The sequence below is a fragment of the Bacillus cereus group sp. RP37 genome (assembly GCF_040459695.1).
Classification (GTDB): domain Bacteria; phylum Bacillota; class Bacilli; order Bacillales; family Bacillaceae_G; genus Bacillus_A.
Window position 1 is genome coordinate 677,856 of record NZ_JARVHP010000001.1, and the last position, 20,849, is coordinate 698,704.

Genomic DNA, 20,849 nt, shown 5'->3' on the forward strand with positions numbered 1-20,849 from the left:
GTGATTCCAAAATGTATTTTGGAATCACCTTTTTTATTGTATAAGTCGCTATTATTATCGTTTTTTGTTGATAAATCGATATATTTAAAAAATCGCCGATATAAGTTCATTAAAACGTTGCATACAATACAAAGATTTTTTCACATAATGAAATGTACATGTGATTGAATTTTCTGTATAATTTTATTTGCGGAGGGGATACGCATGAGAAGATGGGGGATTGAGTTATTAATTTTAGCAGTCGTTATTATTTGGGGGATTAATTTTACGATTGCGAAATATGGACTTTTAGAATTTACAGCAATTGAGTTTACTGCACTTCGGATGATATCGGCGGCACCGCTTATGTTACTCCTTACATTTTTTATTGAAAAGTCGGTTTATATGGAACGAAAGGATATACCTAGATTAATCATCGTTAGCGTTGTAGGTATTGTACTGTATCAAACGTTGTTTATGGAAACTGTCAAATATACATCCGCTACAAATGCCTCTTTACTCATTTCTATTTCACCTATTTTTACAACTTTATTTGCGATTTTCTTGAAACAAGAAAAGTTTTCTTCTCGAAAGCTCATCGGTTCTATCATTGCCTTTGGTGGTGTAATATTAGTTTTAGTAGCAGGACATTCACTTGCTAGTTCTTTTTATGGAAATGGAATTGGACTAATTACATCAATATGCTGGGGGCTTTATCCTGTTTTAGCAAGTCCATTAATTAAAAAATATTCAGCACTACGTGTTACCGCATGGTCAGCATTAGTTGGTGCGATTCCGCTCTTATTGTTAAGTGGACCATACGTATTTATTATGCCATTTCACATTACACATGGAATGACACTATTTGCTTTACTATATTCGATTTTCTTCGTAACGGTATTCGGTCTAGTGATGTGGTATGTTGGTGTTCAAAAAATTGGGGCGTCACATACGATGGTATATATGTATATAACGCCACTTGTAGCTGTTTTATTTGCAGCTGTATGGGCAAATGAATATGTATCCTTTCAACAAATAATCGGTGGAATTATTATTTTCTTCGGTTTATGGTTTGTGAAATCGGAGAAAGTAAAAATGCATTCTACTGTGGAGGAATCTATATCAAAATAGGAAAACAGATCACCTATGATCTGCTTTCCTATTTTTTTATTTTTGGTAAGAAGACGAGAAATAAGATAGCAGTAATAAGTGGAATTAAGTTTAAAACTGGAATGCGGAAGAGTGTGATAAGAATAATACCCGGAAGAAGGACACCGAGGACAGCGTAGAAAATACTATGATTTTTCGTGTACCAATACAATGAAAGTCCAATAAGTGCAGGGATAATAAGGTGAATGAGAGCCATTAAAAAATAAATCATTAGACGCCCCCTTTATTTGTGTGCTTATTACATCATATCCGTATGTTCATAGATTGATATCAATTTTTTCAAAAATGGACGAAAAATGTTTGGAAAAACGTCACAAATTATAAGAATATGATGTTTGAAATCTTGTATAATATTATTTCCTAAAAACATTTAAACAACGTAAACATATCGTTTATGTTGTTTTTAATTTGATTGAAATGGATGTAAGCAGTATAAACTTGAAAGAAATTATTAGTTGAACCAATCGGGCTTTTACGGGTGGTTGATCCCCCACCTAACTTCTTTGCTTCCGCTGAATTTTGAGGTGAGGGTCTTACTGCCCGTTAATGTGGGATAAAAATTACTGAAGAGGAGAACAGCATGATTAGTATGTCATTAAGATCGTTTAAAATTCAATCGTATTATTTACTAGGTTTTCTTTTACTAGGCTGGATGTTAACACCGTTTTCAGCTCATTTCCTAGGTGCTGGAATTGGACTTATCGTAAGTATGTATTGCGTTTGGCTTTTAGGAAGACGGATTGAAAAGCTTGGAGATAGTATCGTAAAGAAAACGAAAGCACCAACGCTCGGTATGTTTAATCGCTTTGCAGCTGCTATTTTAGGTGCTATTATTATGTACGAAATTGAGCACCACATGGTGATGTGGGCATTTGCAGTAGGGATTATGGGCGGCTATTTCTTAATTGTTGTGAATTTAGGATACTATAGTATGAAAGATGAGGAAGAATTAACGAAGAGCTAAAAAGATAAAAAGCCTCTTTTTAGATGGGATAGAGGATCCGGCGGGGGATAGAAGCGGTTAGGGCCTGTTTGAGCCCCACGCGGAGTAAAACCAGAAGGATGTAGCGAGTAGAGATATAATTCATATGTTCGAATCCGTAAGTTGTACGTGTGAAAATGGATTTACCCTGGAATAAGAGATCCAGCGATGAATAGTACAACAGGAAGCGTAACTTTGCATAAAATACAGGTTTACGCTTCTAATAAGTTAATATGAAATCACGTATTAGTATGACTCTTAGTTTTTTTGAAAAAGTTGGATATAATACAAAAAGCTATTCCGGTAATTAGAATAATATATTTTATTGTTTCACTTGTATGCTCGAATAAATTAGCGTTAAGCATCACAAGTCCCCAAAACATTTGGATCGCTCCATAACTGAATAAAATTTTTCCTGTACGAGAAAAATTTCTCATAGGCTTCACCCCTTCCTATATATGTAAATTGTATCATGAAAAACTAAAAGTAAATAAATATAAATTGAAATTTCTGTAAATTAACAAACTAAGCCACAGATGAAGAGATTAACGTTTCACTTTATATAAGATATAGAAAGAAGCTTACGCAAAAACGTAAGCTTCTTTTTTATGTAAGTGTGTGTAACCGTTAAGCCGCATTGGGTTTTGTCGGTGAGTACGCGGAACTTTACGGTTACACGACACTTATTCATATGAGTAAAAGGATGATTCCAAAAGAAAGTTTGCACTTAAGCGATTGGACCGCCTAAGTTAATAATATCTTCAGAAACGCTGTCGAACTTTTTGAAGTTAGCTTTGAATTCATTTGCAAGCTCGATTGCTTTCGCTTTGTAAGCAGCTTTATCAGCCCAAGTTTGTTCAGGCATTAACACTTCGTCTGGTACACCTGGTACGTGAAGTGGAACTTCAAGACCGAAGATGTTATGTGTAGCTGTTTCAGTTTTCGCAAGTTCACCGCTTAATGCAGCTTGAATCATTGCACGAGTGTAACCTAAGTTCATACGTTTACCAACGCCGTATTCGCCACCAGTCCAGCCAGTGTTTACTAAGAATACTTTCGCATCGTGTTTCTCGATTTTTTCACCAAGCATTTCAGCATAGCGAGATGCATCAAGTGGTAAGAATGGTGAACCGAAGCAAGTTGAGAATGTTGCTTGCGGAGATGTAACACCACGCTCTGTTCCTGCTAGTTTACTAGTGTAGCCACTTAAGAAATGGTACATAGCTTGTTCTTTTGATAACTTACTGATTGGAGGCAATACGCCAGATGCATCAGCAGTTAAGAAAATGATTGTATTTGGGTGTCCAGCAACACTTGGCAGTACGATATTGTCGATCGCATGCATAGGGTATGCAGCACGAGTATTTTCTGTTAAAGTAGTATCGTTATAGTCTGCAATACGCGTTTGGTTATTAATGATAACGTTTTCTAAAACAGATCCAAATTTGATTGCATCGAAAATTTGTGGTTCTTTCTCGTGAGAAAGGTTTACACATTTTGCGTAGCAACCGCCTTCAATATTGAATACGCCGTTATCAGACCAACCATGCTCATCATCACCAATTAATTTACGGTTTGGATCAGCAGATAATGTTGTTTTACCTGTTCCAGATAAACCGAAGAATAGTGCTACGTCACCTTCTTCACCTACGTTTGCAGAGCAATGCATAGAAAGAATATCTTGTTCAGGTAGTAAGAAGTTCATAATAGAGAAGATTGATTTTTTCATTTCTCCAGCGTATTCTGTACCACCAATTAGTACGATACGTTTTTCGAATGAAACCATAATGAATGCTTCAGAGTTTGTACCGTCAACAGCTGGATCAGCTTTGAAATTCGGCGCAGAAACAATTGTGAACTCTGATTCATGAGTTGTTAATTCTTCTTCAGTTGGACGAATGAATAATTGATGTACAAATAAATTGTGCCATGCATATTCGTTAATAACTTGAATTGGTAGGCGGTAATTGCGGTCAGCGCCTGCAAATCCATTGAAGACGAATAACTCTTCTTTTTCTTTTAAGTATTCTAAAACTTTAGTATATAATTTATTAAAATGTTCTTCAGAAATCGGTTGATTCACAGCTCCCCAAGCAATTTTGTCAGCAACCGATGCTTCTTTCACAATAAATTTATCTTTAGGAGAACGTCCTGTATATTTTCCTGTTGAAGCAGAAACCGCACCAGTAGAAGTTAATTTCCCTTCATTTCGCATTAATACTTTTTCCACTAATTGCGGAACACTTAGTTGAATCTGTGCATTGCTTCCGTTCAATAATTCGTGTAAACCAATTTGGACATTCACAGTACTCATATTTATATACCATCCTTTTCATTTAATGAAATATTTCTCGTAATCCCCAACAAGAGTATAACACAATTATATAAATAATGTATACTATTTATTTCTATTTGTTTGTGTGAATACATTATTTCCTTATTAATAATTCACTTTAGGCGCATTGAGAAAAACTTTCAGGAAAATGTGAATATTAATTGACAAATGAATATCATTTCTTTAGTATAGGTTGGGACGGATACTCTCTTATCCCGAGCTGGCGGAGGGACAGGCCCGATGAAGCCCAGCAACCTCATTTGTAGTGGTAAATACAGGTGAATAGGTGCTAAAACCTGTGCGAGGCTAATGGTCTCGAACGATAAGAGCAAAGGGCAAAAAGCAGTATGCAAGTAGCAAATTAAACCTTTCCTCTATGTAAAGTAGGAAAGGTTTTTCTGTATGCTTGTGGGAGAATAAATGTATGTCGCAGTTTGTGGCAAATTAAGGATGAGTTCCGTACAATATATACAATTACTGTAGGGAGGTTTACCACATGACAAAAAAACGTCATCTGTTCACATCTGAGTCTGTAACTGAAGGACATCCAGATAAAATTTGTGACCAAATTTCTGATTCAATTTTAGATGCGATCTTATCAAAAGACGCAAATGCACGTGTAGCTTGTGAAACAACTGTAACAACTGGTTTAGTATTGGTAGCGGGGGAAATTACGACTTCTACTTACGTAGATATTCCAAAAATCGTTCGTGAAACAATTCAAGGCATTGGTTACACACGCGCAAAATACGGATTCGATGCAGAAACTTGTGCAGTTTTAACATCTATCGATGAGCAATCTGCTGACATCGCTATGGGTGTTGACCAAGCGCTAGAAGCACGCGAAGGTCAAATGACTGACGCTGAGATTGAGGCAATTGGTGCAGGAGACCAAGGTTTAATGTTTGGTTTCGCATGTAATGAGACACAAGAATTAATGCCACTTCCAATCTCGCTTGCTCACAAATTAGCTCGTCGTTTAACTGAAGTACGTAAAGATGACACATTATCATACTTACGTCCGGATGGAAAAACGCAAGTTACAGTTGAGTATGATGAAAATGGTAAACCTGTACGTGTAGATACAATTGTAATTTCTACACAGCATCATCCAGATGTTACATGGGAAGAAATCGATCGCGATTTAAAAGAGCATGTAATTAAGGCTGTAGTTCCAGCGGAATTAATGGATGGAGAAACGAAATTCTTCATTAACCCAACTGGCCGCTTCGTAATTGGTGGACCACAAGGTGATGCTGGTTTAACAGGACGTAAAATCATCGTTGATACTTACGGTGGATACGCTCGCCACGGTGGCGGTGCATTCTCTGGTAAAGATGCAACAAAAGTTGACCGCTCTGCAGCATATGCAGCTCGTTATGTTGCGAAAAATATCATAGCAGCTGGTCTTGCTGATAAAGCAGAAGTACAACTTGCATACGCAATCGGTGTAGCACAACCAGTATCAATTTCAGTTGATACATTTGGCACTTGTAAAGTATCTGAAGACGTATTAGTAGAACTAGTTCGTAACAACTTCGATCTTCGCCCAGCTGGTATTATTAAAATGCTAGACTTACGTCGCCCAATTTACAAACAAACAGCAGCGTACGGCCACTTCGGACGTACTGATGTAGATCTATCATGGGAACGTACAGACAAAGCTGCAACTTTAAAAGAGCAAGCTGGTCTATAATATATGAAAAAAAGCTTTGCGCGGTGAGCGCAAAGCTTTTTTTATTGCGCTTTACTTACAATTTGAATGCATGAGCCACAATACACTTCGCCGTCTAGCTCAATATACTTTTTCATATTCGTCATACCACTGGCCGGAAAGGGCATATGAATCCATGCTTTTTCATACGTTTGTATTTCTTTTTCACATGATTTACAAAGGATTTGTTTCTTACGGAACATAGATGATCACCCTTTCAGTTGACGTGCTTTACCAGCGCAAAAGGCACTGCTTAGTAAAAATAGTGTCGCGAATATAATGCTTACTAATGTAGCGTATGGGATTGCGCCTTTTAAGGAAAAGCCAACAGTAATGGAAGCGACGAATAAGAGGATGAATGTTGTTGTTAGTTTTTTATAAAGTTCCATAGTATTAGACCTCCGGCTTATTTTGTAGTGCAAGTTATAAAATTGAATTCTATTATGTAGAAAATATAGAGAGTAGTTAAAGATGTGAAGTCTAGGAAATGGTTTTTCATTTTCCTTTTTGTGGGTTAGTATACTTATATTGTATCATGATGCATCGTTGGCTTCATACATAATTGTGCAAAGATATATATGATAAAATGAAGAAAAGCCTTTAAGAAAGGAAAGATGAAAAATGAGCGTAACCGAACATAAAAAACAAGCACCAAAAGAAGTGCGTTGTAAGATCGTAACAATTTCCGATACACGTACGGAAGAGACAGATAAGAGCGGACAATTATTACATGAATTGTTAAAAGAAGCAGGACATAAAGTGACTTCTTATGAAATTGTAAAAGATGATAAAGAGAGTATTCAGCAAGCAGTGTTAGCTGGTTATCATAAGGAAGACGTAGATGTTGTATTAACAAATGGCGGGACTGGTATTACGAAACGTGATGTAACGATTGAAGCGGTATCAGCGCTATTAGATAAAGAAATTGTCGGGTTTGGTGAGTTGTTCCGTATGATTAGTTATTTAGAAGATATCGGAAGCAGCGCTATGTTAAGTAGAGCAATCGGCGGTACAATTGGGCGCAAAGTCGTCTTTTCAATGCCAGGGTCTAGCGGAGCAGTTCGCCTTGCGATGAATAAATTAATTTTGCCGGAATTAGGTCATATTACATTTGAGCTGCATCGCCAATGAGTAAATATGCTGGAATTGTATTAGCGGGCGGTATGTCGAGTAGATTCGGTGAGCCGAAAGCGTTAGCAATTTGGAAGGGGACTACTTTCGTTGAGCATATTGTGAAAGTGATGACAAGTACTTTGCAAGAAGTTGTAATCATTAGTCACCCCGATATAAAAGAGCGAGTAGAGCAATTCGTACAAGTTCCTGTTATAGAAGATATTCCGCACTATAAAGGAAACGGACCACTTGCTGGGATTGTATCAGGTATGGAATACATAGAAGCAGACTGGTATGCTATTATGCCTTGCGATGCGCCAAATGTTTCGCATGAATGGTTTACCATTTTATTAGAGCAAACGAGCAATGAATATGATGCGGTTGTACCTATTATTAATGGAAGAAAACAACCGTTACTTGCAGCATATCATAACCGTGTGAAAGAAAAGATTTATGCTTTGCTTCAAGAAGAAAAAAGAAGTATGGGCCAACTTTTATCACAATGCAATGTGAAATATGTTGCTGGTGAAGATGTACAAGCGAATGCGGATTGGTTTATAAATGTAAATACGAAAGAAGAATATGTGCAGGCTCAAAAAGACCTTTCAAATGAATGAAAGGTTTTTTTGATATACAGAAATTGGGGAACAATTCCTGTATAAAGGTATGTGAGTAAGTTGATTTTAAGGGGAATTCTTAAAATACTGTATAACCATATATTAATTTTTATGGGTTTTTATTACAAGTCTATTTAGTTATGTATCTTTTTGCTATAATGAATATAGGAATAAAGTGGTATTTCACTATGTGTATCATTTATTAAACTAAAATTTACAACTGTGTAATAAACTCCCTTCGTTTTTTTGAAGGGAGTTTTTCTATTTAAGCGAGTAACTCTGATGCGGTGTGCTGAAGGACTTCTTCATATTGTTTAAACAAGCCAAGAAAAATCTCATCCCAGCTCTTTGATTTCGCAAAAGATGAAGCTGCTATTCCCATCTGCTCAAGTTTTTCTTCATTTTGCAATAAAGAATAAATGGATGATAGAAATGCGTCTTCATTTTTGGACGGACAAAGAACTCCCGTTTTTCCATCTGTAATAATGTTTTTTACCCCGCCACTATTTGCACCAATGACAGGTGTGCCGCATGCAAGTGATTCAAGTACAACATTTCCGAATGTTTCAGTAGCTGATGGAAATACCATGATATTAGAACAAGCATATGCTTCAGCTAAATCCTCGCCTTGTAAATATCCAGTAAAAGTGATATTTGTTTTCGGAACAGCTTCACGAAGACTTGTTGCTAGGGGACCGTCTCCTGCTATAAGCCAATGAATATCGTTTCGAGTATGCGCTGATTTAACGATAAGATTTTGCAACGTATCAATATCTTTCTCAGGAGCAATTCGTCCAACATAGGAAAGGACATACTTCGCTGTAATATTATATTTTTTCCGGAATAGGTCTGTATTGTAAGCTGGATGAAAGAGTGTGCAATCTACACCCCGTCCCCAAATCGAGAGGGCCTGAAAGCCTTTATTTTTTAATTGATGTAATGTTTCAGGGGATGGAACGAAATTTTTTTGCATATGACTATGAAACCACTTTAAATAGTTCCAAAGCATATTAGAGAGAAATTCAATTTTGTAGTAGCGTAAATAAGCATCGAAATCAGTATGATAAGAACCGACAACTGGGATGTTTAACTTTTTTGCATAATACAATCCACAAAGTCCCATGTTGAAAGGTGTGGCAATGTGAATAATGTCAGGTTGAAAGGAAAGAAGTTCACGTTTAATGCGCGGAGTAGGAAAAGAAAAACGACATTCTGGATATAATATTGTTAACGGGATACTTCTCATCTTATTCACATTCGCTACGAAATTATCTTCAGCTGTATGCTGAGGGGCGAAAACAGAATAGGCAATCTTTTCTTTCTGAAAGTAACGTGTTAATCGTTCTAATGTTTTCGCAACCCCGTTGACTTGTGGCGTAAAAGTATCGGTAAAAATGGCGACTCTCATCATATCACTCCTTTATGTGAAAAGTGGGATGAATTGATAAAAAGAGATGATGCCAGAGCAAGTGCCGAGGCACATACCGACGAATACATCAGACGGATAGTGAAGCCCTAAATAAATGCGAGAAATACCAACGCATAATGCTAACGGTAATAGAAAAACAAATAAGTTTGGATTATAGCAAATAAATGGAATAAAGACAGAGAAAACGGCTGTTGTATGACCAGACGGGAAAGAGTGGTCTTTTAATGGATGGACTGGATATTTTGCATCCTGAATTGTTAAATAAGGACGTTTTCGCGGATACCATCTTTTTAATATTTGCACAGGAATATGGCTAATTGCTAACGAAATAGCAGTTGCGATTGCAGCTTGGTGCAAAGTTCCCTTTGCGAAAATTAAAAAGAACAGTGTGAGTGCAATGGAGAAAGTCGCGCCACCGATATGAGTAATATTGCTGAAAAAGATATTTAACGTTTTTTGATCAAAGTATCGGTTAATTCCTTTGAAAATGTAACATTCTATTTTATACAGTCCACTGACCTTCATGAAAATTCTCCTCCCTCGTTTACATATATATGGAGATATTAGCTTTTATTTTAATAAGATTTTATTGAGGGAGTAATAATGTTTTGTAAAGAAAAAGTTAGTTTTTTTATAAAAAAGCTGCCAGTATTATGGCAGCGGTAAAATCACTTTTGTAGTGATTTATAATATTGACCTTTTTCAACGTATTGTGTGCGAATACGCTCCATGTCTTTACGGTCTTCTTCTGTTAATTCACGAATGACTTTCGCTGGGCGACCGAACGCTAATGTGTTTGGCGGGATTTTTTTTCCTTGTGAAACGAGGCTTCCAGCACCGATAAAGGCTCCTTCGCCAATTTCAGCACCATCCAATATAATAGAGCCCATTCCAATTAAAGCATCCTTTTTTATATGGCAGCTATGTAAAATAACTTGATGCCCAACTGTCACATCATCTTCTAAAATAAGAGGGTACTGTGGGCTTTGGTGAAGTGTACATTGGTCCTGTACATTTACTCGGTCTCCGATGATTGTTGGTGATACATCGCCGCGTATGACTGTATTAAACCAAATACTTGCTTCTTCGCCAATTGTCACATCACCTGTAATGGTTACGTAGTCAGCGATAAAAGCACTACTCGCAATTTTTGGATTTTTTTCTTTGTAAGGATATATCATGTAAAGCCTTCCTTTCCTAGAGACTAGTTTTAGTGTATCAAATTATGAGAAAGAGTGAAATGGAGGAGAGCCGTATGTGGAATTATGAAGCAGAGGAAGCGAAAGCTGTCGTTGTTATCGTGCACGGCGCAATGGAATATCACGGACGTTATGAAGCCGTTGCGGAAATGTGGAATCATATCGGCTACCACGTCGTGATGGGGGACCTTCCGTCACATGGAACGACTTCAAGAAATAGAGGACATATTGATTCATTTGATGAATACATAGAGGAAGTTAAATTATGGGTGAAAGAGGCAAGAAAGTATAGGTTACCTATCTTTCTATTTGGTCATAGTATGGGTGGTCTTATTGTCATTCGTATGATGCAAGAAACGAAGAGAGAAGATGTAGACGGCATTATTTTAAGTTCACCCTGCTTAGGGGTAGTGACTGGACCTTCTGCACCGCTTCAAGCTGTCTCAAAAATATTAAATGTTATTGCTCCAAAATTGCAATTTGCAACGAATCTTACAGTAGAAATGTCAACTCGTAATCATGAAGTTCGGGATGCGATGGAGAATGATTCATTGTTCTTGCGCAAAGTATCAGTACGTTGGTATAGTGAATTGATTAAGTCTATCGAAATTGCGCATAAAAAAATAGGCGATTTTCCAGACGTTCCACTCTTGCTAATGCAAGCTTGTAAGGATAAACTTGTAGATAAAACACGTGTCCGTACTTGGTTTGATAATGTTAAAATAAGTGATAAGGCTTTTAAAGAATGGCCGAATTGTTATCATGAGTTATTAAATGAGTATGAGCGTGATGAAATTTTGAATTATATTCAGTCATTTACTGAAATACACATCAATAACATAATAGAAACAAATAAGTAAATTATTTGTACATTGAATAGAGGAGATGAAGGAAGAAGTGAACGTACCGAGTAATCCCATAACGCTCATGGCGAAAGTATACCGTGATGTGTTTCCGGTTGTACACCATGAGCTAGCGATGTGGAAAGAGCGTGCCTACCATATTCCGAATGACGAGCTTCATAGTCAGGCAATCGCAAGTATTGAGAATAAAACGTTTCATTGCGAGGGCGGTGGCATTTTAGCGCTATTAGCAAATGAACACCGAGAGGAATGTATTCGTTTTATCGTAGCGTATCAAACGATTAGCGATTATTTAGATAACTTATGTGATCGCAGTACATCACTTGATCCAAATGATTTTGCCGCGCTGCATGAGTCCATGTTAATGGCTTTATCACCTGAAGTAGAAGGTGGCGGTAATTATTATCGTTATCGTGATGATCAAGATGATGGTGGCTATTTAGATGAACTTGTTGAAACATGCCAAGATGTTTTAAAGAAAACGAAGCACTATGACAAAATTGCTCCTGTTCTTCATGAACTTGCTTGTTATTATTGTGATTTGCAAATTCATAAACACGTGAAGTTAGAAGAAAGAGAACCACGCTTACAAACATGGTTTGAAGCACATAAAGAAAACTTACCAGAGATGAGTTGGTTCGAATTTTCAGCATGTGCTGGTTCTACGCTTGGAATCTTCTGTCTTGTAGCATATGCCTTTCATGATGAATTACATGATGAAGATATTGCGAAAATTAGACAAGGATATTTCCCTTACGTACAAGGACTTCACATTTTACTTGATTATTTCATCGATCAAGAAGAAGACCGTATAGGCGGAGATTTGAATTTCTGTAGTTATTATGAAAATGAGCAAGCTATATTAGATCGTATGAAACATTTTGTAGAAGAAGCAGAGAAGAGCATTGGTGATTTGCCTCATGCGAAGTTTCATCGTCTCATAAGCCGAGGGTTACTTGGTATTTACTTATCAGACCAAAAAGTATCAGCGCAAAAGAATATGCACAAAATGGCACGGCGCATTGTAAAATACGGAGGCCTCACTTCACGATTCTTCTATTGGAACGGGAAGATGTACCGAAAGAAAATGGCGCAGTGATGAAGAAAACCACTCATGTAGAGTGGTTTTTTGTTATAATATGGTAAAGGTGGTGATGGAAATGAAGCGATTGTTTCAAAAGCTATATGACAATATTGAAGTAACATTACTCGTGCTACTTTCCATTTCATTTATAACTGGAATGTATATGATGATGAATAAAGCTGGCGGTCCGACAACGATGGATTATGTAGCCCAAGTTATCATTGCATTGATTATTATAGTAGATATTGTCTTTTTAATAAGTGGTAGAAAAAAAGAAAATAGTAAATAAAAAAGCATTTGTACACGGGAGTACAAATGCTTTTTCATTATGACCGTATTTTTGAAAATACATATATAAGAAGTTCAATCGCAAAAATAACTAACACAGATAGTCCGAATAAAGGCATGACAGCGCCTAGTATAACCATCATGATAAAGAAAACAAATATACTTTTCTTATCTCTTTGTTTTGGAGGTGCTGCTAATTTTCCTTTGGGCTTTCTTGCTAACCACATTTTTATTCCGTAATAAATGAGAAGTAATAAAGATAATGTCGTTAGTAAGCATAATATTTTATTTGGCCATCCGAATAAATGACCTTCATGAAGCGGGATACCGTAAGTGAACCATTGTGCAAATAATCCATAATCACGATAGTCCGTTTTTGAAATGAGTTCACCGCTATATTGATCAAAGTAAGCTGTTATTTCTTCATTTGGTGCGACATGCATACCCGTAATACCAGAACCGCTCGATTTCGAAACAGTGAATACACCTTTCGGATCAGCCGGTAGTGAGATTACATATGGCTTCTGTATTTCAATTCCTTTTTGTAATGTATCAACTGAAATTGCTTTTGGCTCATTTGAATTTGATTCAGGAGGAGCTTCCTTTCTTGTTGCCCACGGCAATTCTTTTACCTTTGATTCAGGCGGTGCCATATACAATTTCGGATACCCGAGCGATTCATTCGACGATGCGATTTTATAAATTTGGTTACCCATAAACCCTGACCACGGCAATCCAGATGCGACTAACAAAACGAGAGGAATTGTAAATATAATACCGATAATAGAATGACGTCGTTTTGCCTTTTCTCGTTTATTGGATGCTGATGTGTTTTTGAACTGGCGTATACTCATATACAATCCGGTTACAATTAAAAAGATTGTCCAGCACGCCGCAAGTTCTACAATATAGTTAACGACAGTACCACCAACTAAAAGAGAACTATGTAATTCCCTCATTATATTCGCAAACGTTTCACTTGCGTTTTGATCCCCAACAATTTGATTATTGCTATCTAAATACACATATTTTTGTTGCCCAGTATATTCATTTGCAATCGTAAGTCTCGTATTATAATCCCCATTAAACTCACTAATTTTCGCCACACTATAGTGTGGATACTTTTTCTCTGTTAAAGAAAGCGAATCAGACATCGAAATAGATTCTGTTTGGGCGCTCTTCCCAAAATATAAATCTTTATAGATGAAATCTTCAACTTCTTCTCGAAATAAATAACCAATTCCGCTCAGTGACAAAGTAATAAGAAGCGGCGTAATAAAAAGACCAGCGTAAAAATGCCAACGCCAAAAAATGTAATGAAGCGAACGATTTACTTTCATACTTTCAGTTCCCCTAACCTTCCCTATATGAATAACTACTTATTTAATATAGCGAGATTAAGTGTGATTACTTTGAAAGAATTGTGAAGAAAGTTAAAAGTTTTTAGGGCAGATTTTATCGGCGAGACATACAATACGCAATGCAAAGCTTAGTTGAATGAATTAGCTCTTCATTTCCTTTTTGTAGCCTAATTTGAAGTGCCTTTTGAAAATAAGTAAGGGCGGTGTGGAAGTCACCCTCATCTAATTTACTTTTTCCGTAATGTTGGTAGAAGAAGTCTTTATAAGTAGGAACGTTCGGCAACATATGTTGAAGTTCGGTAAATAGTGTATTTGCCGTATGGAAATTTTGTTCCCAATGGTATGTGTGTGCGAGACGTAGTTTGTTAACAAAGAGTCCTTCTTTATTATTTAAATTTGTATAATATGCAATTGCTTCCTGTAAGTAATACTTACTTTCAGGAAGGTTGCCAGCGATTCGTTCATAAACACCGATTAATCCGCAGTTTTTTCCATATAACGATCCTTCCTGTAAATGCTCTTTCAAAAACACAATCCCTTGCTTCATTTCAGCAAGGGATAAAGGTTCTTCTCTAAGGTTTTCGTCAAATGTGTATCCCATTTCAAAAGGTATATTCATTGGGACCTCCTTATATTTTCTACATACATTCTAACAACCGCTTCAGCAAGACATTGAGAGGAATCAACAAAATCCTCACTCGCTACCACATTCAAATCGGTACATGCAATAATTGCGGTATCTACTTCATCTTTCAACTGTACAACGAGCGCACTCCATAATTGGCGAGCTACTTCAACTTCTCCGTTTTTAATATAAGTAATAATGTGATTAATCATTTCCTGCCATTTTTCATGATGAATATACTCTATATTACGTATTTCAATCCCGTCTTGATAAATCCCAGCTTGAATTGTCGCTTCTGTTGCGAGAAGGGCGACTCTTTTTATATTTTCAGGAATTGCTTGTAACGTTTCATCGACTATATTTAAAATCGGAATAGAAAGAGAACGCTGTAATTCTTCAAAATAAAGATGCGCCGTATTACAAGGCATAGCGATAAAGTCTACGCCAGTACTTTCGAGTTTTTGTGCCCCTTCAATAATCGCTTTTTTCATCGCCTCGTGATCAATAGGGCAATCCATGTAAAACGGTGTTGGGCACGAATAAATCATCATATGAGGAAAGTCCATATCATGCTTTGCTCCGTATATTGTTTGGCATCTTGCTACAACTGTATCGACGAATGGTCCAGTTGATTTTGGCCCCATTCCTGCTAGTATTCCGATCATTGCTTCGTCTCCTTTAATAGGTAATTAAAAACGTTTTTTGCGGACGAGAAAAAGAAATAACGTAAGTAATAAAAATGAATATACGATAGCCCAAGCTGTGAGCCATAAAGTGTGAGTAAGTATATTATATTTGTATTGTCCAAGCATTAGAAAGCTTTCGACAGGTGGTAAAAGCCATAGCAACTCTTTTTTAAACTGAATGGAGGCGATCGTTATAAGTAATATAAATATAAGGCTAAGCCAAGCAGTGCCTGCTTTTTGAATCATATTTCTAGTAAATAATGTTGCGATTGAAATTCCTAGTATAGAGAAAGACATGTGAGCGAGAAATCCGACTAGAAATAAAGAAACTGTCATTTTTTCATTGAACATTTGCAAAATAATGGGATAGATTACGGATATAAAAGATAACACAGTACAAATGAGAAGAGCTGTAATATATTTACCAACGTATAATGCTGAAATGTTATTTGTGTGTGAAATAGTGATTTGCTCTTGTACAGGGTCTTCCGTATGGAAAATCGTGACCGTAATCCAGGCAGATAATAAATAAAGTGCGAGTGCTGTTTCTAAATATGTGGGTACAATAGGAGTCGGTTTATATGTATATACAAAAAGTAAGCTCATGCAGTACATCGCAATAGGAGGGACGTACTTATACGATTTTGTGTAGTCGAGAAAATGGTAACGAATAAGCGCGAACATAATAAACCTTCTTTCGATTTAAAAGTTAGGTTGTAGCAGTGTGATAGATGCTTTTTTATGTAATAAAAACTGAAGCATTTCGTTTGTATATTCTTTTTCGATTTGTAATTGAATAAGGTTTTGATTTGAATTGTGTACAACATGTATAAAACCTAATTGTTTCCGTAGTTCTATCACTGAAAATGTATCGTGAACGATTGCTTCAATATAGACTTGTTCTGCCCCTTTTTGTACAAAGGTATCTGCTGTGATTGTATGATTTGCTAACGTCACAATTCTATCGGCGAAGTTTTCTAATAGTTGTTTTTCATGACATGTGAAGAGTACAGATATACCTTGTTGTTTTAATGAGAGTAAAATATGTTCTAATTCTTGCTGAGAGTTAGGATCGAGCCCAGAAAGCGGTTCGTCTAAAATTAATAAATGTACGTCTGTAAGTAATGCTTGCATAATACCTGTTTTTTGTTTCATACCTTTTGAAAAGTTTCGTACAACGGAATGTCTTGCGTGATGTAAGTGAAAAGATTCAAGGAGCATCGGAATTTTATTATGTAAGTATTTTGTTGATAAACCGTGAATGCAGCCGAGATGATATAAATAATCTTCTAATGTAAAACGAATCCCTTCAGGAAAATGCTCAGGTACATAACCGATTTGTATATGTTCTTTTCTTTGAAGTGTCCCTGCCGTGGGTGAAATAAAACCTGCAATTATTTTGAGTAGAGTACTTTTTCCAGTCCCGTTTCCGCCAACAATGGCGAGTGCTTCTCCTTCTGGAATGGATAAATCAATGTTGTCTAGTATGAGTGATTTGCCGTACTTCTTTTGAATTCCCCTTAGTTCTACTAGCAAAGTTCTATCCTTCTTTCTTCAAATAGTGTATATATCCATTATATAGGAGAATGAGAAAAAGACGTGCAATGAGTGCACGTCTTTTTTTGGTATGTTTTGTCGAATTATCGATATATCTGAAAAATCGTTGATATATTGTAAGTTATGATAGATATATTGAAAAAATCGTTGATATATCCGGCATTACGATAGATATAATTGAAAAATCGTTGATATAATTATCCCGCTATTTACCAGGCAGAAAAACCCGCTGATTAAAGTTTCACTTTATCGTTTCTCAATCGCCACAATAAATGGCGGGTTATTTTGCTGGTTAATGAAGCCGTATCGCAGTACGTGAGCTTGTTTTTGATCTAGTTCTTCGGCAAATTTAAGTACAGCGTCGCGTTCTACTTGTCCTTCTGGATGCCCGTGATAAATGACAAGGACGATGATACCTTCAGGTGCCATTACTTCTAATAGTTGTTCAATCGCTGAGATTGTTGAGTTCGGTTTTGTAACGATATGCTTGTCTCCGCCTGGAAGGTAACCTAAGTTGAAGATTGCGCCTGTTACTTTTCCTTTTGCATTCTCTGGTAATACGGATAGAAGTGTATCGTGACTATCATGAACTAAAACAGTACGTTCGAAAAGCTCTTTTTCTTTTAGGCGGATCGTAGAACTTTCAATTGCTTCTTTTTGAATATCAAATCCAAATACTTTTCCGTTATCTCCAACGATTTCAGCTAGGAAGCAAGTGTCATGTCCATTTCCAAGTGTTGCATCTACAGCGTAATCGTCTTCTTTAACAGCCGTTTGCAGCAGTGTGCGAGCAAACGGTAATACACGTTCTAATTTCATTTTTGTTTCTCCTCATTTGCATATTTTCCTTGCCAGCTTCCGCGGCGTACAAATTCTGCATCGATGGAATTTAATACTTCCCATTTATTTAAGCTCCACATTGGACCAATCATTAAATCAGGTGGACCGTCACCTGTAATACGGTGCACAATTACATCTTCTGGAATAATCTCAAGCTGGTCAACAACGAGACTTACGTAATCTTCAAGAGAAAGGAACTCTAGTTGTCCTTTTTCATATTGCTTCACCATTGGCGTTCCTTTTAATAAATGAAGTAAATGAATTTTAATTCCTTGTACATCAAGCTTCGCGACTTCACGAGCTGTTTCCATCATCATGTCGTAATCTTCAAGTGGAAGACCGTTAATAATATGGGAGCAAACTTTAATGCCATGTTTGCGTAATTTATTTACGCCTTCAACGTAAGAAGGATAATCGTGAGCGCGATTAATAAGGTTTGCAGTACGTTCATGAACTGTTTGTAGTCCGAGTTCAACCCAAAGGTACGTGCGTTTGTTTAAGTCCGCTAAATATTCAACGACATCGTCCGGTAAACAATCTGGACGAGTCGCAATAGAAAGACCAACAACATCTTTTTCTGCTAGAAGCGGTTCGAATTTTTCTTTTAACACTTCAAGCGGTGCATGTGTATTTGTATACGCCTGAAAATAAGCGATACATTTACCGTCTTTCCACTTTGAGCGCATTTTTTCTTTCATTTCATGATATTGCGTTATAACATCATCGCGGCGATCACCAGCGAAGTCACCAGATCCAGCAGCACTGCAAAATGTACAACCGCCATAAGCAACTGTACCGTCACGGTTCGGGCAATCGAAGCCAGCATCTAATGAAACTTTAAAGATCTTTTCACCAAATTCATTTCTTAAATGGTAATTCCATGTATGATAACGTTTATTGTCGTTTGTATATGGAAAAGGGTTTTGAACCTTCATTACTTTCCCTCCTAAGCCGAGTCAAAATGAAACAAAATACATTATAACATACTCATAAGGTTCATATGGAAGGGACACACTAAAGGGGAATTGAAGCAAGGAGGGACAATTATGGCAGAGCGTCAATCACTTGAATCGTATATTACACAAGCGGAACAAGCGGTGGAATATGCGAAAGAACAATTAGACCAAGGTATGAGACAAGAGCATTACAATACGATGGAGTATTCAGATGCGCAGTTACAATTAGAACAAGCATATAACGATTTACAAACGATGCAACAACATGCGAATGATGAGCAACGTGAGCAGTTAAATAGAGCACGTATGGCAATTCGCCAATTGCAACATCAAATGATTATTACACCGCGCTAATAAGGAGTGAATGTAATGGCGAAACGTTCAGATCAAAATAACCCAGAGCAAAAAACACAAAATGGACATAACGCTGAGTTTTCGAATGAGCTTGATCCAGTTGTTCAAGTGAAACAGCGTAACAGTAAAAAGGGACAACCTCAAAGATCGAAGCAATCAGAGTAGACCAGGTCGCAATATGACCTGGTTTTATTTTATTATATTACAATAATGTAAGATTTCTGTAAGGTTTGTCGATAGTTGTGAGCCGCTTTCTCCAGTAGAGTAAGGAAGGATTAAATTTTATCCCGCATTAACGGGCAGTAAAACTCCCACCTCAAAATTCGGCTGGAGCAAAGAAGTTAGGGGGAGATCCACTGCCCGTAAATGCCCGATTGGTTCAACTAATAATCAGTGGGGGATGAACCCCCCACTGATTATAGTTTCACTTTATACAAGGAGTTGCTTTATGGGGAACAAGATTACAAACAAACGAATTGATGAGTTAGATTACATTCGTGGCTTTGCACTATTGGGGATTATTTTAGTAAATATTCTCGCACTACTTAACATTAAAATTCCAGATCCTAATACAGTGGATGCTAGCTATCAAAGATTTTTATACTTATTTGTAGAAGGTCGTTTCTTCTCAATCTTCTCATTCTTATTTGGAGTGGGATTCTATATCTTTATCTCTAGAGCAATTGCGAAAGGGAAAAATGGGTATGTTTTATTTTTCCGCCGCTTAGTTGCACTATTTATTTTCGGTTTGATTCATCAAATGTTTCAGCCTGGAGAAGCACTAGCGTTATACGCAATTTGCGGGTTACTTGTTTTACCGTTTTATAAAGCGAAAAAAGAAGTGAATTTAGTAGTTGGACTTGTTTTAACAATTTCCTTTAGCGTACTTGCTGCGAAAGAATTTCTACCGCTAGGTTTAATTTTATTAGGGCTTGCTGCAGGACAATATCGTGTGTTTGAAAATCTCACGAAAAATATAAAGCAAGTCGCTATTTTTACAGGTATTATGTTTGTTTTAAGTGTCTTAGCTGTATGGTATCAATATGGGCACGTTCCTGCTGAACCATTTGTAAATGGGATAATGGAGAACGAAGATGGAACAATGGATGCTGCAAGCCAATTTTTAAAAATTGGTATTACAGTTGGGCCAATTATTTCAGCTTTCTATGTGGGAGCATTAATTTTATTACTTCAATTAAAACCAGTTCAAACATTGTTAGCGCCACTGAAATATTATGGTCGTATGGCTTTAACGAATTATATTGGACAAACTGCAATGATTTTAATCGCAGGAAGTGTATTTAACTTTGCAGAAAACTTAACGTACATGCAGACGTTATATGTGTGTATTGCAATTTACGCAATTCAAATTGTGTTTAGTGTGATTTGGATGAAAATCTTTAAAATGGGTCCACTAGAATGGATTTGGCGTGTTATTACGTATTGGACGGTAACACCTTTAAAGAAATAAAGAGAGAAGTGGGCTGTTCCTTTTGTGGAACAGCCTATTTTTTATTGTCATCTTTTTCGGTAAGTCGATATTACTTGTCGAATCGCTAATACAATTTCATTTACCAACGAACCTTACACACGCATCTTTTTTATATTACAAAAGTGTAAGGTAAATGTAATGTTAACAAATAGCAGTTCCCTTCCAAAAGGCGCAAAATAGGTAATGGAAAAACAAGCGTAGGAGG

26 protein-coding genes and 1 riboswitch are annotated in these 20,849 nt (G+C 36.8%); of the genes, 11 read left to right on the forward strand and 15 right to left on the reverse strand.

What is annotated here, in order from left to right; all coding sequences use genetic code 11:
• Window positions 1-204: 204 nt before the first annotated feature.
• Complete coding sequence (locus tag QCI44_RS03540; protein WP_016085850.1) at window positions 205-1,110, forward strand: DMT family transporter; 906 nt, start codon at window positions 205-207, stop codon at window positions 1,108-1,110.
• 28 nt (window positions 1,111-1,138) lie between these two features.
• On the opposite strand, the gene QCI44_RS03545 is transcribed toward QCI44_RS03540, so the two are convergent.
• Window positions 1,139-1,360, reverse strand: coding sequence for a hypothetical protein (locus QCI44_RS03545; RefSeq protein ID WP_016085851.1), 222 nt, complete (start codon window positions 1,358-1,360; stop codon window positions 1,139-1,141).
• 369 nt (window positions 1,361-1,729) lie between these two features.
• On the opposite strand from QCI44_RS03545, the gene QCI44_RS03550 reads away from it, so the two are divergent.
• Entirely contained in the window at window positions 1,730-2,113 is a 384-nt protein-coding gene (locus tag QCI44_RS03550) for an ATP synthase subunit I (protein ID WP_016085852.1), read from the forward strand.
• Between the two features lie 257 nt (window positions 2,114-2,370).
• Here the strand turns inward: QCI44_RS03550 and QCI44_RS03555 are convergent, their stop codons facing one another.
• Together QCI44_RS03555 and pckA are read right to left on the reverse strand one after the other, a co-directional pair.
• Window positions 2,371-2,568: a hypothetical protein gene (locus tag QCI44_RS03555; protein ID WP_033659787.1), complete on the reverse strand. Its 198-nt coding sequence runs from the start codon at window positions 2,566-2,568 to the stop codon at window positions 2,371-2,373.
• Between the two features lie 290 nt (window positions 2,569-2,858).
• Entirely contained in the window at window positions 2,859-4,445 is a 1,587-nt protein-coding gene (pckA, locus tag QCI44_RS03560) for a phosphoenolpyruvate carboxykinase (ATP) (RefSeq protein WP_016085854.1), read from the reverse strand.
• Between the two features lie 228 nt (window positions 4,446-4,673).
• Window positions 4,674-4,795: riboswitch (SAM riboswitch) on the forward strand.
• Window positions 4,796-4,962: 167 nt separating this feature from the next.
• Here pckA and metK point away from each other — a divergent pair.
• Window positions 4,963-6,162, forward strand: coding sequence for a methionine adenosyltransferase (gene metK / locus QCI44_RS03565; protein ID WP_353811003.1), 1,200 nt, complete (start codon window positions 4,963-4,965; stop codon window positions 6,160-6,162).
• A gap of 41 nt (window positions 6,163-6,203) precedes the next feature.
• On the opposite strand, the gene QCI44_RS03570 is transcribed toward metK, so the two are convergent.
• Together QCI44_RS03570 and QCI44_RS03575 are read right to left on the reverse strand one after the other, a co-directional pair.
• The gene (locus QCI44_RS03570) at window positions 6,204-6,383 is read right to left on the reverse strand and encodes a hypothetical protein (RefSeq protein ID WP_016085856.1); all 180 of its coding nucleotides are present in this window, start codon (window positions 6,381-6,383) and stop codon (window positions 6,204-6,206) included.
• A gap of 6 nt (window positions 6,384-6,389) precedes the next feature.
• Window positions 6,390-6,569 carry a hypothetical protein gene (locus tag QCI44_RS03575; RefSeq protein ID WP_002067722.1) on the reverse strand — a complete coding sequence of 60 codons (180 nt, stop codon included), beginning with the start codon at window positions 6,567-6,569 and terminating at the stop codon, window positions 6,390-6,392.
• Window positions 6,570-6,801: 232 nt separating this feature from the next.
• On the opposite strand from QCI44_RS03575, the gene QCI44_RS03580 reads away from it, so the two are divergent.
• Window positions 6,802-7,311 carry a MogA/MoaB family molybdenum cofactor biosynthesis protein gene (locus QCI44_RS03580; protein ID WP_000117124.1) on the forward strand — a complete coding sequence of 170 codons (510 nt, stop codon included), beginning with the start codon at window positions 6,802-6,804 and terminating at the stop codon, window positions 7,309-7,311.
• Entirely contained in the window at window positions 7,308-7,910 is a 603-nt protein-coding gene (locus QCI44_RS03585; RefSeq protein WP_016085857.1) for a molybdenum cofactor guanylyltransferase, read from the forward strand. The genes QCI44_RS03580 and QCI44_RS03585 overlap by 4 nt, the downstream gene beginning before the upstream one ends.
• 265 nt (window positions 7,911-8,175) lie before the next feature.
• On the opposite strand, the gene QCI44_RS03590 is transcribed toward QCI44_RS03585, so the two are convergent.
• The 3 genes from QCI44_RS03590 to QCI44_RS03600 all read right to left on the reverse strand — a co-directional run bounded on the left by QCI44_RS03590 (window position 8,176) and on the right by QCI44_RS03600 (window position 10,520).
• On the reverse strand, window positions 8,176-9,318 hold the full coding sequence (locus tag QCI44_RS03590) for a glycosyltransferase family 4 protein (protein ID WP_016135508.1): 1,143 nt from the start codon (window positions 9,316-9,318) through the stop codon (window positions 8,176-8,178).
• Window positions 9,319-9,330: 12 nt separating this feature from the next.
• A complete protein-coding gene (locus QCI44_RS03595; protein WP_000868580.1) occupies window positions 9,331-9,864 on the reverse strand; it encodes a phosphatase PAP2 family protein in 534 nt (177 codons plus the stop codon).
• A 143-nt stretch (window positions 9,865-10,007) separates the two neighbouring features.
• Window positions 10,008-10,520 (reverse strand): gamma carbonic anhydrase, encoded by a 513-nt coding sequence (locus QCI44_RS03600; protein ID WP_016085859.1) that lies wholly within the window; start codon window positions 10,518-10,520, stop codon window positions 10,008-10,010.
• Window positions 10,521-10,594: 74 nt separating this feature from the next.
• Between QCI44_RS03600 and QCI44_RS03605 the strand changes: the two genes are divergently transcribed.
• The 3 genes from QCI44_RS03605 to QCI44_RS03615 are packed head-to-tail and all read left to right on the forward strand — an operon-like array spanning window position 10,595 to window position 12,774.
• Complete coding sequence (locus QCI44_RS03605; RefSeq protein WP_088084448.1) at window positions 10,595-11,398, forward strand: alpha/beta hydrolase; 804 nt, start codon at window positions 10,595-10,597, stop codon at window positions 11,396-11,398.
• A 37-nt stretch (window positions 11,399-11,435) separates the two neighbouring features.
• Window positions 11,436-12,500, forward strand: a complete 1,065-nt coding sequence (locus QCI44_RS03610) for a tetraprenyl-beta-curcumene synthase family protein (protein WP_001102478.1) — start codon at window positions 11,436-11,438, stop codon at window positions 12,498-12,500.
• A gap of 40 nt (window positions 12,501-12,540) precedes the next feature.
• On the forward strand, window positions 12,541-12,774 hold the full coding sequence (locus QCI44_RS03615) for a hypothetical protein (protein ID WP_074651699.1): 234 nt from the start codon (window positions 12,541-12,543) through the stop codon (window positions 12,772-12,774).
• Between the two features lie 37 nt (window positions 12,775-12,811).
• On the opposite strand, the gene QCI44_RS03620 is transcribed toward QCI44_RS03615, so the two are convergent.
• The 7 genes from QCI44_RS03620 to mnmL all read right to left on the reverse strand — a co-directional run bounded on the left by QCI44_RS03620 (window position 12,812) and on the right by mnmL (window position 18,777).
• A complete protein-coding gene (locus QCI44_RS03620; protein WP_016135506.1) occupies window positions 12,812-14,113 on the reverse strand; it encodes a PepSY-associated TM helix domain-containing protein in 1,302 nt (433 codons plus the stop codon).
• Between the two features lie 115 nt (window positions 14,114-14,228).
• Window positions 14,229-14,753: a hypothetical protein gene (locus QCI44_RS03625; RefSeq protein WP_016085862.1), complete on the reverse strand. Its 525-nt coding sequence runs from the start codon at window positions 14,751-14,753 to the stop codon at window positions 14,229-14,231.
• Entirely contained in the window at window positions 14,750-15,424 is a 675-nt protein-coding gene (locus QCI44_RS03630) for an aspartate/glutamate racemase family protein (protein ID WP_016135505.1), read from the reverse strand. The genes QCI44_RS03625 and QCI44_RS03630 overlap by 4 nt, the downstream gene beginning before the upstream one ends.
• 24 nt (window positions 15,425-15,448) lie before the next feature.
• On the reverse strand, window positions 15,449-16,129 hold the full coding sequence (locus QCI44_RS03635; RefSeq protein WP_016135504.1) for a hypothetical protein: 681 nt from the start codon (window positions 16,127-16,129) through the stop codon (window positions 15,449-15,451).
• Window positions 16,130-16,147: 18 nt separating this feature from the next.
• Window positions 16,148-16,981, reverse strand: a complete 834-nt coding sequence (locus QCI44_RS03640) for an ABC transporter ATP-binding protein (protein ID WP_016135503.1) — start codon at window positions 16,979-16,981, stop codon at window positions 16,148-16,150.
• Between the two features lie 267 nt (window positions 16,982-17,248).
• A complete protein-coding gene (mnmM, locus tag QCI44_RS03645) occupies window positions 17,249-17,821 on the reverse strand; it encodes a tRNA 5-(aminomethyl)-2-thiouridylate-methyltransferase MnmM (RefSeq protein ID WP_016085866.1) in 573 nt (190 codons plus the stop codon).
• Window positions 17,818-18,777, reverse strand: coding sequence for a tRNA modification radical SAM protein MnmL/YtqA (gene mnmL / locus QCI44_RS03650; RefSeq protein WP_000868029.1), 960 nt, complete (start codon window positions 18,775-18,777; stop codon window positions 17,818-17,820). Before mnmL ends, mnmM begins: the two co-directional genes overlap by 4 nt.
• Window positions 18,778-18,888: 111 nt before the next feature.
• Between mnmL and QCI44_RS03655 the strand changes: the two genes are divergently transcribed.
• From QCI44_RS03655 to QCI44_RS03665, 3 genes are all read left to right on the forward strand, one after another.
• Window positions 18,889-19,152 carry a YtzC family protein gene (locus QCI44_RS03655; protein WP_000840870.1) on the forward strand — a complete coding sequence of 88 codons (264 nt, stop codon included), beginning with the start codon at window positions 18,889-18,891 and terminating at the stop codon, window positions 19,150-19,152.
• Window positions 19,153-19,167: 15 nt separating this feature from the next.
• Window positions 19,168-19,317, forward strand: coding sequence for a hypothetical protein (locus tag QCI44_RS03660; protein ID WP_001129345.1), 150 nt, complete (start codon window positions 19,168-19,170; stop codon window positions 19,315-19,317).
• Between the two features lie 283 nt (window positions 19,318-19,600).
• The gene (locus QCI44_RS03665) at window positions 19,601-20,623 is read left to right on the forward strand and encodes a DUF418 domain-containing protein (RefSeq protein ID WP_116363733.1); all 1,023 of its coding nucleotides are present in this window, start codon (window positions 19,601-19,603) and stop codon (window positions 20,621-20,623) included.
• Window positions 20,624-20,849 lie beyond the last annotated feature (226 nt).